Origin of the sequence: Solwaraspora sp. WMMA2056 (assembly GCF_030345095.1) — a bacterium.
In the GTDB taxonomy this organism is placed as follows: Bacteria; Actinomycetota; Actinomycetes; order Mycobacteriales; family Micromonosporaceae; genus Micromonospora_E.
Map to the genome: position 1 here is coordinate 5,308,070 of NZ_CP128360.1, position 12,548 is coordinate 5,320,617.

The 12,548-nt window shown below is 71.7% G+C and carries 13 protein-coding genes; 6 read left to right on the forward strand and 7 right to left on the reverse strand.

Going from position 1 to position 12,548, the window contains the following annotated elements:
• Positions 1-62: 62 nt before the first annotated feature.
• The gene (locus O7608_RS23940; protein ID WP_289206727.1) at positions 63-1,199 is read right to left on the reverse strand and encodes a cellulose binding domain-containing protein; all 1,137 of its coding nucleotides are present in this window, start codon (positions 1,197-1,199) and stop codon (positions 63-65) included.
• A gap of 115 nt (positions 1,200-1,314) precedes the next feature.
• Positions 1,315-3,207, reverse strand: a complete 1,893-nt coding sequence (locus O7608_RS23945) for a DUF6461 domain-containing protein (protein ID WP_289206728.1) — start codon at positions 3,205-3,207, stop codon at positions 1,315-1,317.
• A 223-nt stretch (positions 3,208-3,430) separates the two neighbouring features.
• Between O7608_RS23945 and O7608_RS23950 the strand changes: the two genes are divergently transcribed.
• Positions 3,431-4,798 carry a hypothetical protein gene (locus tag O7608_RS23950; RefSeq protein ID WP_289206729.1) on the forward strand — a complete coding sequence of 456 codons (1,368 nt, stop codon included), beginning with the start codon at positions 3,431-3,433 and terminating at the stop codon, positions 4,796-4,798.
• A 125-nt stretch (positions 4,799-4,923) separates the two neighbouring features.
• Here O7608_RS23950 and O7608_RS23955 read toward each other — a convergent pair whose 3' ends face one another.
• Together O7608_RS23955 and O7608_RS23960 are read right to left on the reverse strand one after the other, a co-directional pair.
• Positions 4,924-5,787, reverse strand: coding sequence for a phosphotransferase (locus tag O7608_RS23955; protein ID WP_289206730.1), 864 nt, complete (start codon positions 5,785-5,787; stop codon positions 4,924-4,926).
• Between the two features lie 129 nt (positions 5,788-5,916).
• Complete coding sequence (locus O7608_RS23960; protein ID WP_289206731.1) at positions 5,917-6,402, reverse strand: hypothetical protein; 486 nt, start codon at positions 6,400-6,402, stop codon at positions 5,917-5,919.
• Between the two features lie 339 nt (positions 6,403-6,741).
• Between O7608_RS23960 and O7608_RS23965 the strand changes: the two genes are divergently transcribed.
• Entirely contained in the window at positions 6,742-7,710 is a 969-nt protein-coding gene (locus O7608_RS23965; protein WP_289206732.1) for an aldo/keto reductase, read from the forward strand.
• Here O7608_RS23965 and O7608_RS23970 read toward each other — a convergent pair.
• Positions 7,695-8,210 carry an RNA 2'-phosphotransferase gene (locus O7608_RS23970; protein ID WP_502959225.1) on the reverse strand — a complete coding sequence of 172 codons (516 nt, stop codon included), beginning with the start codon at positions 8,208-8,210 and terminating at the stop codon, positions 7,695-7,697. The genes O7608_RS23965 and O7608_RS23970 overlap by 16 nt on opposite strands.
• A gap of 20 nt (positions 8,211-8,230) precedes the next feature.
• The gene (locus O7608_RS23975) at positions 8,231-8,926 is read right to left on the reverse strand and encodes a hypothetical protein (protein WP_289206734.1); all 696 of its coding nucleotides are present in this window, start codon (positions 8,924-8,926) and stop codon (positions 8,231-8,233) included.
• A 63-nt stretch (positions 8,927-8,989) separates the two neighbouring features.
• Here O7608_RS23975 and O7608_RS23980 point away from each other — a divergent pair, with 63 nt between their 5' ends.
• From O7608_RS23980 to O7608_RS23995, 4 genes are all read left to right on the forward strand, one after another.
• Positions 8,990-9,742, forward strand: a complete 753-nt coding sequence (locus O7608_RS23980) for a MerR family transcriptional regulator (RefSeq protein ID WP_289206735.1) — start codon at positions 8,990-8,992, stop codon at positions 9,740-9,742.
• 40 nt (positions 9,743-9,782) lie between these two features.
• The gene (locus tag O7608_RS23985) at positions 9,783-10,175 is read left to right on the forward strand and encodes an MmcQ/YjbR family DNA-binding protein (RefSeq protein WP_289206736.1); all 393 of its coding nucleotides are present in this window, start codon (positions 9,783-9,785) and stop codon (positions 10,173-10,175) included.
• A 172-nt stretch (positions 10,176-10,347) separates the two neighbouring features.
• The gene (locus tag O7608_RS23990; RefSeq protein ID WP_289206737.1) at positions 10,348-11,112 is read left to right on the forward strand and encodes a helix-turn-helix domain-containing protein; all 765 of its coding nucleotides are present in this window, start codon (positions 10,348-10,350) and stop codon (positions 11,110-11,112) included.
• Positions 11,103-11,303, forward strand: a complete 201-nt coding sequence (locus O7608_RS23995) for a DUF397 domain-containing protein (RefSeq protein WP_289206738.1) — start codon at positions 11,103-11,105, stop codon at positions 11,301-11,303. The genes O7608_RS23990 and O7608_RS23995 overlap by 10 nt, the downstream gene beginning before the upstream one ends.
• Here the strand turns inward: O7608_RS23995 and O7608_RS24000 are convergent.
• Positions 11,272-12,531 (reverse strand): oxidoreductase, encoded by a 1,260-nt coding sequence (locus O7608_RS24000; protein ID WP_289206739.1) that lies wholly within the window; start codon positions 12,529-12,531, stop codon positions 11,272-11,274. The two genes, O7608_RS23995 and O7608_RS24000, sit on opposite strands and share 32 nt — an antisense overlap.
• Positions 12,532-12,548: the final 17 nt, after the last annotated feature.

A 12,548-nucleotide genomic window follows, 5' to 3' on the forward strand; every position in this document is an offset into this window, starting at 1 on the left:
GAGCCACCTGGAGCGTACGCCCCGAGGAGACCCCTCGGGGCGTACGCCGTTGGACGGTCGGATCAGCTCACGGCGCAGGTCACGGAGACTCCGGTGGCACCGACGCCGGAGGCGAGGAAGCCGAAGCTCGCCGTACCGCCGGGCGGCAGGCTACCGTTCCAGCTCGCGTTGCGGGCGGTGGCGGTCGTGCCGGTCTGGGTGACGGTGGCGTTCCACGCCTGGCCGACCTGCTGGCCCCCGCCGAGGGTGAGCGTCGCGGTCCACGCCGACGTCGCCGCCGGGCCGGTGTTGCGCACGGTCACCTCACCTTGGAAGCCGCCGTTCCACTGGCTGGCCACCCGGTAGGTGGCCGTGCAGTTCCCGCCGGCCGGCGGCGTCGTGGTCGGGGCGACCGTCGGCGTCGGGGTGACAGGTGGTGGGCCGGTCGTGCTTGGCGTCGGGCTCGGAGTGCCGGTCACGCTCGGTGTCGGTGTCGGTGTCGGCGTGCCGAGAAGTCGCGCGATCGCCGGTGCGAACCGGTCGGCCATCTTGCGGAACCCGGCGTCGTTGGGGTGTACGCCGTCGCCGGTGTCGGTCGCGGCGTCGAAGCCGGTCCACTGGTCCACCACGGCGACCGGTGACCGGGCCGTCGTCAGGCCGGCGGCCCAGCCGACGATGCGGTTGTTCAGCGTGACCGTGTCGGCCGGGCAGGTGGCGCAGCCGTGGTGCGGAATGATCTGCGCGACCAGGAGCTTCATGTCCGGATTGTGCGCCCGCATCTGCCCGACCAGTGTGGTGAAGGCGGCCATGATGGTGTCCATCGACTGCCAGCCGCCCCACAGGTCGTTCGTCCCCAGGTGCATCACCACGACGTCCGGGCGTGCGGCGGTCAGCCACGGCGGCAGCTGGTTGTTGTTGGCGATGCCGACCGCGGAGAAGCCGCCGTGCCCCTCGTGGTCGGGGTCGTACGGGAAGCCGTAGTTGCAGCTGCCGCCGTCGGAGGCGCTGCCGACGAAGTCGATGTCGGTGTGCCCGGCGCGGCGCAGCTGGTCCCAGACCAGGGCCCGCCAGCAGCCGGGGCCGGCGGTGATGGAGTCGCCGAGCGGCATGATCCGCACCGGGGTGGCGGCCGAGGCGGCGGGCGCCGCCAGCGGCACCGCCAGGCCGAGGGCCATGGCGAGGGCGGCGAGCACCGTGTACACAGTGGTTCTTCGTGACATGGTCGATCCTTCCGAGGTCACACCGGTGCCGGGCGGCCGTGCAACGGTGGCCGCGCGGCCCCGGTGACGGGGACCGCCGATGGGAGCGCACCCTCAGCTTTGTTTAGGATCCCTACTAAGTCAACGACCGGTCCTGGTCGGTGACCCGAAAGCCCACGCCGGCGTCCCAGATGCGGGCGACATCCGCCTCGGTGACTCCGTACCCGGTGAACCGTTCCACCGCGACCAGTCCCTTCTCGACCCGGTCGCGGGGCACGTCGAAGTCGAGGCCGGCGATCGCCTCGACGACGACCGGGGCGACCTCGGTGTCACCCCACGGCTCGAACGACTCGATCAGCTCACCCCGCTCGGCGAAGGACAACCGGGTCACCGCGTTGACGTTCCAGAACATGCTCGCCGCCCGGCCCCGCGCCGACGCCGTGCGCAGCACCGACCCGTGGGTGCCCTCGTACCCGTTGACCTCCACCACGATCACCGCGCCGCCGGTGTCACGCACGGTCACCCAGGGATCGAGGCGACCCCCGCCGTACATCTGCTGCTCGATCTCGTCGATCGCCGTGGGTCGGGCCGGATCGGCCCCGAAGGCCCGCAGTACGTCGTCTACGGTGACGCCGGTGGCCACCGTCACGGTGCCGGCGACGGACAGCGGACCGCGCCGCACCCAGCGGTACGCGTGCTCCGGGCGGGGCTGCCGCACCGGCTCCGGCTCGCCGCGCAGCCGGTGACCCAGTCGATCGGTCCGCAGGTGCACGACATCCGGGGTGGGCGGTGCCGGCCACACCATCAGTTCGTAGCGTTCGAACTCGTTGTCGCCGTCGTCGCGCCCCTGAGCATGCACCCGCAGCCGGTAGTCGCCGGGCCACGGCGCGGTCCGGTTACGCCGTCGCTGCCGCCACGGACCGCCGCCCACGTCGGTCGCTCCGACCAGCGACGCCCGACCCTGCGCCGCCCGCCAACTGACCTCGACGACCTCCTCCCAGCCGGACAGCGACACCTCCTCCGGTGGCTGCGCCAACACCGCGAACTCCACCGAGACGACCCCGTTCGTGGCACCGGTACGGACCACGGCACCACCGTCGACGACCGCGACCAGCCCGTTGCCGGCGAACGCGTCGTCGGTCACCACAGGCAGGACGGGTCGCTGCCCTTCCCGCAACGCGAATCGTTGACCGGTCACCTCGACCCGCTCGAAGCTGCGCATCGGCGCGAACTCGTCGCGGATCCGGGCGAGCAGCGCGTCGGCGTACCCGGGCGGCATCGGTGCCCGCCGCAGAATCTCCACGGCCACCCCGAGCCCCAGCCCGACCGTCGCCACCGCCCGGTCGACGATCGGCGGAATCCGGGCCTGGTCGACGACGGCGACGGCGGTCGCCACCGCCAGCGCGAGATGTCCGGCCCCGTGTCGCGCCACCATCGCCGCCTCCCGTGCGGTGCCCGACCCCGCACTGTCGGCTCCGGACCCGTCGACGTCGACGTCGGACCCGTTGTCGGCACCCGGCGAGACCGCCAGCAGCGGCGCGACGTGCGGGTGGGCCGCGAGTCGCCGGGTCAGTGTCTCGACCAGGTCGACGATGCCGGGGCGCAGCCGCTCCAGCAGCGTCACCGCCGACAGCGCCTCGCCGTCGTGCCCGGTCGTGGCGAACAGGAACTGACCTTTGGTCGGGGGCGGGGGCAGCAGCTGCGACAGGTCCGGCACCCCGGAAAGGGTGAGATCGGCGACCGTCAGCTCCAACGCACCGAGCAGCCGTTCGGTCGACAGGTGTCCCAGGCCGCGTAGCGCCACCAGCGCGGCCGGATCGACCGACCCGCCGGGAACGGTGGGATGTGCGGCGGCGGCGGGCCCGGTAGACCCCCAGGCGTCCCGGCCGGCCGTGATCTCGTCGTCGGGCACGGCCAACCGGCCCAGCCGGGCGGCCGGGCCCGCCGGAATCCGGCCGGCGATCAGCGGTACGGCATCCCGCACCGCCCGCGCACACTCCGCCACCAACACATCCGACAACTCGTTCATGCGCAACTCCCCCGCCGCGTCGGCACCGCACAGCACATCGCCGGGAGGCTAATGAGCGGGTCTGACAGGAACACGCACCAGCTCGCCCGTGACGCTCCACTTGGCGACGGGGTTGTGTCCGCTGGCTAACGTGGACCGGGAACGGCTCGTCAGCCGTCCTCGACGCGTTTCACGTCGCTGCCGGCCCTACCCCGCGACACAACCCGGCCGGGAGGATCGCGTGATGTTCACGCAACGACAGATCCACAAGCTCGTCGACAAGGGTGACCAGGCACGGGCGGGCGGTGATCTCGCCGAGGCCGCCCACTCCTACCAGGACGCCTGTCAGCTGGCTGGGGCGGCTGCCGCGCAGGACCCGTCCGCTGTCGATCACCAGGAGCTGCTCGGCCGCATCCAGTTGGCGCTCGGCGACGTGCAGCATCGGCGGGGCGACAACCGGGCCGCGGTGGACACGTTGACGGCAGCCGAGTCCACTTGGGAGATGGTCGCCGAGCTACGCGGCGCATCGGCCGGTGACGGGATGATGCAGATCCGGGATATCGCCGTCGACGGACTACCCGGCTCGTCCGGGGGTCCCGTGACCGAACGGATCCTCGCCGACGTCGCGATCATCAGGGCCCGCGCACACGCCGAGCTGGGCCACCCGTTCTCCGGCCTCGTCGACGCCCAGCAGGCGCTGTACACGTACGTCGTGCACGCACAGTCCGCCGATCCGCCGTCCGACTTCGACCAGGCGCTGACCGCCACCGGAGCCGGGTACGTCCAGATGAAGGTCGGCGGCGATCCGGAGATCGTGGCCGCTGCCGCCGGGTACGCGGTGTCCCGGTACGCACAGAGTCTCGCAACCGTGCAGCCCTGGCAGCGCGAGGCGGCCTGGACAAAGCACTGGGACGAGTTCCGGCTGGCGGTCGACGTCGCGTACATCGCGTACCGGGCGCTCGGCCAGCACGACCTCGCCGAGGCGGTCCGCCGTCTCGTCGATCCCGACCACTCGGGCCGGCCCGATGCCTGGGAGGACGCCATCGACCAGCTGCGACAGCGGCCGACCCTACCGGCGGTGCTCGCCGAGCTGGCCCCGGACCTCAAGGCCCGGCTGCCCGGCCTGGCCGCAGCGAGCCTGCCGCTCGTCCCGCTGCTGCGGGTACGGCTGGCGCAGGCACCGGACGTGGCGGTCCAGCTGGCCCGGCTCAGTGAGGCGGCGCTCGATCGGGGCGATCCGCGGTCCGGCATGCGGCTGGCCCTGGACGCGCACGTGCTGTTCGCCGGCACGTCCCAGCTCGGGACGAGCCAGCTGCGCTACCAGTTCCACCGGTACGGGCCGGCCTGGTGCCGGGTGCTGTACCGGGCGGGCCGGCAGTGGCACGATGACGGTCAGTCTGAGGTAGCCGTCGACGCCGCCAACTGGCTGACCGGGTTGGTCAGCAGCCTGTTCCCGCACGCGATCGTCGATGCCGGGATCCGTTCGCTGCTGCGCGACTGCCTGCGTTGGCAGCGTGAGCTCTACAGCGGTCTCGGTGACACCCAGGCGGTCGCCGACGTCACGCGCGCCGAGGAGACCCTGGCGACCCTCGGCGGTACGGCCGCCGGCTGACGTCGCCCGGCAGCTACCGTTCGTAGTGGTAGCTGCAGGCGACGATCTCGACGTCTTCCTTGGTTGGATCGACGAGCTGCTGCTCCTGCAGAGGTACCGAAATTGTGCCTGAATCGGCGTTTCGCTCATGCCCGACGGTGGGATCGGTCGCCCAACGCGTCGGCGATCATGCGGTGGCCCTGGGCTTCGAACCGCTCGTCGCCCACCCGGTAGGCCCACGCGGCGGTGCCGATCGCCTCCCGGACCTGGGTGCGGTGCCATGCGTCGGCCGTACGCGGATCGGTGCCGTAGCCGTCGAGGAACGCCGCTTCGAGGGCCGGCGTACGGCGGAAGTCGTTGACGCCCAGCCGGGCGAGGTCGGTGTACGCGGGCCGCAGCGCCGCGCGGCCGAAGTCGATGACGCTGACCACGCCACCGTCGACGAGCCAGTTGCGCGGATGCCAGTCGCCGTGGGTGGGCACCAGGGTCACCGACGGCGTCGGCCAGCTGGCGATCTCGGCGCGCAACCGCCGTACCGTGTCGTCGTCGATCCGGTGCGGGCCGGCGAGCCAGGACAGGGACTTGGCGTTCTCCCGCCGCTCGTGGTCGACGTCGGTGACGGCAATCTGGGCGTGCAGCATCGCCAGTAATTCGCCGGCCTGCCGGTGGATGTCCGGGTCGTCGGCGTGCCCGCTGCCGAGCGCCAGATCACCCGGCAGGAACCGGGTGATCAACAGCTTCGCCTCGGCGCTGCCGTACACCAACGTCGGGGCGCGGCCGATCCTGGTCCACGGGCGCAGCCAGTGCCGGTGGGCGTGCAACTCGCGGGCGAGGTGATGGTCGTCGTGGCCGCCGGCCTTGACGATGAACCGCGACCCGGCATGCGTCACCCCCAGGACGGTGGTCGCCACCAGGCCCCAGCTGTGGTCCCGCTCGACGCTCACGCCGGGCAGCCAGCGGTCCAACAACGACCGCTGCTGCCCGGTGAGCGTGCCGAGCGCCGGGTCCACAGCCCCGGATTCTACGGGCGGGGCGCGCCGGCCTACACGGACAGGCGGCCACGTCGACGGCGCAGGGCTGACGACTGTCCGAGTGCGTTTGCGCGTGTGTCACACCCGAGCCTGCCGAATGCCGGCTTGTCAGTTCGTGCAGAGCGCGCTGACCGTGACGTTGTAGACGTGCCAGGATCCGTCCGGTGCGGTGAACACATTGCTGGCATTCGTCGCCCAGTTCGCGCAGGCAACGCCGACGGCGAGAATGTCGGCGCGGGCAGCCTGGGCCCCGTTCTGGATCGCGCTGGTCGAGGTGGCACCGCTGCCTTGCCGGGTCGCCGAGCGGGCAACGGTGTACGACGGCGGCGGCGGGGCCGGTACACAGTAGCCGGTGGCTGTCGCCTCGTAGACGTACGCCGAGCCGTCAGGCGCGGTGTAGAGGTGTCGCGGCGCAGAGACCGTGACATTGCTGCAGGTCTCGCCGAGGTTCGCGGCGAGCGAGGTGAGCGCCGCGCGGGCGTTGTTCGCCGCGTTCTGCTGGCCGGCGGCCGGGCTCGGCCCCCATCCGGTGGATGTCGCCGACCGCCACGTGGCAGCCTGCGCGACTGCCGCCGGGAGCAGGAAGAGCCCCATGGTGACAGCCAGAGCGACAACCGTCAGCCGATGGAGCGACCGGCTGATCAGTCCACCCATTCGCCTGTCGAAACCATTCACGTGTTTGTCCCTTTCCGACCGTTAATCATTGGTTTAGTTCGATGTCTCCGACGCCATCTTCGTGATACTAGTCAATGTCTTGGAAATCTCGAACAGGCAGAGGTGACTCGTCTCGGCCAGACCCTCCCGGCGGCCTGACCGACGGCTGGCACACTGATCACCCATAGATGGCCGAGCCTGTCCACGGTTGACTTCGAGTGTGCTCGAAGTGGGAAACTTCGGCCGTACCTGAGATCGCGGCGGAAGGAACGTACGGCGATGGAGAAGCGTAGCCTCGGCAGCATCGGACCGGTCAGTGTCCTCACCCTCGGTGGGGGCGGGCTGGGCCAGGTGTGGGGCGTCACCGACCGGGACGAGGCGGTGGCGACCGTACGGGAGGCAGTCGACGCCGGCATCGACCTGCTCGACGTCGCCCCCGGCTACGGCGACGGCGAGGCGGAGCGGGTGGTCGGCGCGGCGTTCGACGGCAATCTGCCGGCCGGCGTACGCGTCGTCACCAAGTGCGGGCTGGGCAACCCGGCCGCCGGTGACGTCGCGGCCCTGCTGGAGCAGTCCCTCGACGACAGCCTGCAGCGGATGCGACTGTCCGCCGTAGACGTGCTGCTGCTGCACAATCCGATCGTGGCGCAGGCCGCGCCGGGCACCACCGGGGTCACCTCCGCCGACCTGTTCACCGGGGCCGTCCGGCCGGCGTTCGAGGACCTGGTCCGGCGCGGCCGGATCGGCGCCTGGGGGATCACCGCCGTCGAAGAGTCGGACGCGATAATCCGAGTGCTCGGCGAGCAGCCGACCCCGGCGGTCGCCCAGTGCGTGACGAACCTGCTCGACTCCCCCGGCGACCTGCTGCGGCCGGACGGTGACGGCTCCCGGCCACGCGACATCCTGACGGCCGCCGGCCGGTACGGCGTCGGAGTGATGGGCATCCGCGCGGTCGCGGCCGGCGCGTTCACCGACGCGGTGGACCGGGACCTGCCGCCGGAGCATCCGACCATGATCGACTTCCGGCGGGCCGCGCCGCTGCGCGAGCTGGCCCGCGAGCTGGGCGAGTCCGCTGCGTCGCTGGCCCACCGGTACACGCTGTCGATGCCGGGCGTCGACACCGTCGTCCTCGGTGTGAAGAACCGCACCGAGCTGCGAGAGTGTCTCGCGGCGGCAGCCGCCGGCCCGCTCCCGGCCGACCTGATGGCGACCATCGACGCCCGCGTCGGCGCTCAGACATCCAAGTAGCGGGGCGGCACCGCGTCGGTGAGCCACACCCCGTTGGCGCTGCGGTAGAACAGGTGACCGTCCCGGGCCATCGCCGCCGCGTCGACGGTGAGGATTACGACGCCACCGGCCCGTCGGGCGCCGACCCGGCGGGCCGTGTCGGTGTCCGCCGACAGGTGCACGTGGTGGCGCCGGGCCCGGTGCAGCCCGGTGGCCCGGATCGAGTCGAGCGCGGCAGCGGACGTGCCGTGGTAGAGCCGCTCCGGCGGGGGCAGCGCGACCAGCCCCAGGGCGATCGGGACCGAATGCCCCTGGTTCGCCCGGATCTGCTCGGTGCCGTCGGGGTCACGGCGCAGCGCGAACCGTTGTTTGCCGTCCCGCTCGACAACGGTGTCCAACTCCAGCCGGGTGATCCGCAGCGCGGCGAGCAGATCCGTCACCCGAACCCAGCCGGCCGGGTCCAGTTCGAGCGCGAACCGAGCTGGTGCGTGACGCAACGCCAGCGACATCCGCTTGCTCATCCTGACCAACAACTTGTCGTTCACATCCGCATTGTGGCCGGCCGGCGCACGCGCCCGCATAGGCATTGCCGCCACCCCAGCACGCCCCACCAGAGCATCACCGGTAGGTGCAGAAGGTAGCCGAACTGTTCCAGCACCGCAGACGGTCCGGCGGTCCCGGTCGTCCAGGGTAGAACCACCGCGGCGAGACCGGACGCCCCGGCGGCAAGACCGGCTCGCCGAAACCCGGTCGGCAACGCGATGCCGGACGCGGCCGCCACGGTCGCAGCCACCCAGAGCAGCCCGGCCAGGTTGACCGTCCACTTCGCGGTGAGCAGCAGCCCTTCCGCCACCGCCACGGCAGCCGGTTGGTTGGGGTCGGCGGCGAGCTGGGTGACCGCCAGGTTTCCGGCGTCGTGCAGCAGCCCGGCCAGGCCGGCGCCGGTCAGCAGTCCGCCGGCCAGCACGGACAGGTGTGCGCGGGGACGGTCGGGACGCGCGGCCAGCACCAGACCGGCGGCGAGCAGGGCGAGCCAGCCGATCACGTCGAGGGCCAACTCGATCAGGTGCAGCTCGACCCGGGCGTGCACCGCCGTCAGCACGGCGGCCGGGTCGGCCGGGTTCAGGGTCAACCCGGATGGCACGACAACGCCGACACCGGCGAGCATGGCAAGCAACGACCCCAGCAGCAGTACGCCTGTCAGCCGGGCGGCGGAATCGCGTTCAACGGCATCCATGGCGGCACGCTAAAACCCTGCCGCAGGGGCAGAGTCAACACTGCGGGGCAGGAGGACACCGGCGTGTGGCGGATCGGTGAGGTGGCGCGCATGGTCGGGGTCTCCGAGCGGACCCTGCGGCACTACGACAAGGTCGGGCTGCTGCCGCCGGCAGCGACCGACCAGCTCACCGGCTACCGCTGGTACGGCGCGGCCGAACTGACCCGGCTGGAACGCATCCGTGGCCTGCAACGCCTCGGACTGTCGCTGCGCCGGATCGCCGACCTGCTGGACGCCCCCGACGCCGAGCTGCGGCAGGCCCTGGCCGAGACCGTGGCGGTGCTGCGCGACGACATCGCCGCCCGTACGGCGACGGTCGCCGACGCCGAGGACCACCTCGCCGGTACGGCATCGGTGCTGCCGCAGGTCGCGCAGGTCGGTGCCCGCCGGCTGCGGGTACGCCATCTGACGGTCGCCGATCCCGCCGAGCTGGCAACGCTGTGTCTGCGGCCGCCGACGGTGCTGCTGACCTGGCTCCGCGGCTGGCCGGAGGCGGTGTTCCGGGCGGCGGTGGCGACCGAGGGGCCCGGCGAGCGGCTCGACCTGCCCGCCCGTACCGTGGTCCGGGCCGTTGTCGCACCGGCGACCGGCGTGGTCCGCGCCGGGCTCGAGCTGTTCGCCTGGCTGCCCCGCCAAGATCTGACAGTCGCCGGTCCCACGGCGGAGGATCACCTGGTCGACGGCGACGGGGAAGCCGTCACCGTCCTGGAGATCCCGGTCGCGGCCCGCCCGGACCGACCGACCCGCCTGCATCAGCGCGCCCGGCCGGCTCGGTGAACGGGACCGAAGTGTCAGCCGGGTGTGATTACCTACCGTCATGCCGCACCCGATCATGTTCGACGACGCCGACCCGCTGCTCGCCGAGGTACGCCGGCTCGCGCTGGCCTTCCCCGACGCCGCCGAGAAGATCTCACACGGCCATCCAGCCTTCTACACCACGAAGGTGTTCGCCTACTACGGCGGCTCGGTGAAGGTCGACGGCGTCTACCAGCAGCATGATCACTCCGTACTGGTGCTGGTGGACCCGGACGAGCGGGCGGCGCTGCTGGCCGAGCCACGCTGTTACGCCCCGGCGTACCTGGCCAGTTCGGGCTGGGTCGGGGTGGACCTGGCCGACGACACCGACTGGGCGGAGATCGGCGAGCTGCTCGACGCCAGCTACCGGCGGACCGCCGGGCCCCGTCGGGTGGCCCGGCTCGACGCCCGATAGGTCGACGGGTCGACAGAACCCCATCCGACAGAACCCGATATCGATCACACAAACTATCCGGAATCTATCCGATCTCCATCATGGACTCCGATCCGTCGTACTGATAGAGGTAGGGGTGGCATTCGACGCACCGCCCCACCATCGGCAGATCGGGGATCCGACAATGCACGAGGTGCACCGCATCATTCGCACCCTGCGCACCGAGCGCGGGCTTTCCCAGCAGCAGCTCGGCGCGTTGATCCAGCTCAGCGCGTCGTCGATCGGCAGTTACGAGAACGGCCGTCTGGTCCCGGTGCAGCAGAACGCGAAGATCCTCGACGACGTTCTGGGCAGCGGCGACCGCGTGCAGCGCGCCTCCGCCGAGGCGCGCGGAATGTCCTTCGCCGGTTTCCTGCGCCCGTGGGCCGAAATGGAGGAGCGGGCCACCCTGCTGCGATCGTTCCAGCTCGCGGTCGTCCCGGGTCTGTTGCAGACCCGGGAGTACGCCGAACGACTGTTGCGCGTCGGCCCGGTCGACGACGTGCCGACCCGGCTGGCGAACCGGCTCACCCGCCAGCAGGTGCTCACCCGCGCCGACGACCCGGCCGAGTTCATCGCCGTCATCGACCGCGGCGTGCTGCACCGCCAGGTCGGCACGCCGGAGCAGATGGCCGAGCAGCTGCGCGGTCTCGCCGAGGCGGCGGCACGCCCCAACATCTGGGTGCACGTGGTGCCGGGCAGCGCCGACGCCTACCACGGGCTCAACGGCTCGTTCGCGATGGCGACCGTGGACGATCACGTGTTCGGCTACGTCGATTCCCATTTCGGCGGTGACGTGATCAGCAACCCGGCCGACGTGCAGACATTGGAGCGGTCCTGGGAAGGTGTCCGCAGCTATGCTCTGCCTGTCGAGGAGTCCCACGACATGATCCTGAAAGCGGTGCAGACATGGAGCTGAGCACCACCCCTCGCTGGCGCAAGTCGACCCGCAGCAACCCCGCTGGCGGTGACTGTGTCGAGGTCGCCGACAACGTGCCCGGCCGGGTCCACGTCCGCGACACCAAGGACCGCGACGGCGGCACCCTGACCTTCGCCCCCGCCGCCTGGTCCGCGTTCGTCACCCTGGCCAAGACCACGTCCGTACGCTGACCGGCTCCGCCAACCAGCGGCGGTAGCGCCGCAGCGACCGGCGTCGCTGGAGCTGCTCCTGCATGAGGGAGACGACCGGGTCTGCCCGGCCGGGGTCGGCGGCTCCTCGCCCGACCTGGCGGAGCCGGCAGTGCACGACGGCCTGGGTGGCCGCCGAGGCCAGGTGCTTGTTCTTCCAGCGCGGGCCCGGGGCCGTGACCGCTGCTTCCTCGCCGCGCAGCCAGCGCCGCGGTAGCTCCGGGTCCACGGCGAGTGCCGTCGCCACTCCGACGACAGCCGCGCCCTGGGTGCGTACCCGCTCGGCGACGGCGCGGCGGCGGACGCCGCCGGTAAGCATCACCGGCACCGGGGCCTGCGGGATGATCGTCGCGGCGGCGTCGAGGAAGTACGCCTCCCGGGCGAGGGTGTGTCCGTCCGCCGGGTAGCCGTTGGTGGCCAGGCTCTCCACCGACCCTCCGGAGAGTTCGACCAGGTCGACGCCGGTGTCGGCGAGCATGCCGACCACCTGCCTGGCGTCGTCCGGGTCAAAGCCGCCGCGCTGGAAGTCGGCGGTGTTGAGCTTGACCGCGACCGCCGCGCCGTCGGGCAGTCGACGCCGGACCTCGGTGACCACGTCGATCAGCAGCCGGGCCCGGTTGCGCAGTTCACCGCCCCAGCGGTCGGTCCGCCGGTTGGTCAGCGGGGAGAGGAACTGACTGATCAGGTAGCCGTGGGCAGCGTGGATCTCCACCCCGTCGAATCCGGCCTCGACCGCTCGTTGTGCCGTGCGACCGAACCGGTCGACGACCTCGTCGATCTGTTCCGGCGTCATCGCGGTGGGTTGGGCGAAGAAGCGGGACAGCCGCCCGATGCTGACCGGTATGTCCGACGCCGACCAGGCCAGCCCCGGCATGTCCGCGTAGACGACCCGACCGGGGTGGTTGATCTGCATCCAGGCGCGGGCACCGCCAGCGGTCGCCGCCGCCGCCCAGCGCCGGAACGGTTCCAGCGGGGTACGGTCCGCGAGCACGACGTCGGAGGGGTCGGCGAGGGCACGCTCGTCGACCATGACGTGCCCGGTGATCAGCAGCCCCGCTCCGCCGGCACCCCAGCGCTGGTAGAGCGTGGCGAGCTCGGTGCCGGGCAGCTGACCGTCGACTGCCAGGAACTCCTCCATGGCGGCCTTGGCGATCCGGTTCGGCAGGACCTGCCCGCTGGGCAGTTCGAGCGGTTCGGCCAGTTGGGTCATGGTGCGGCTCCTCAGCT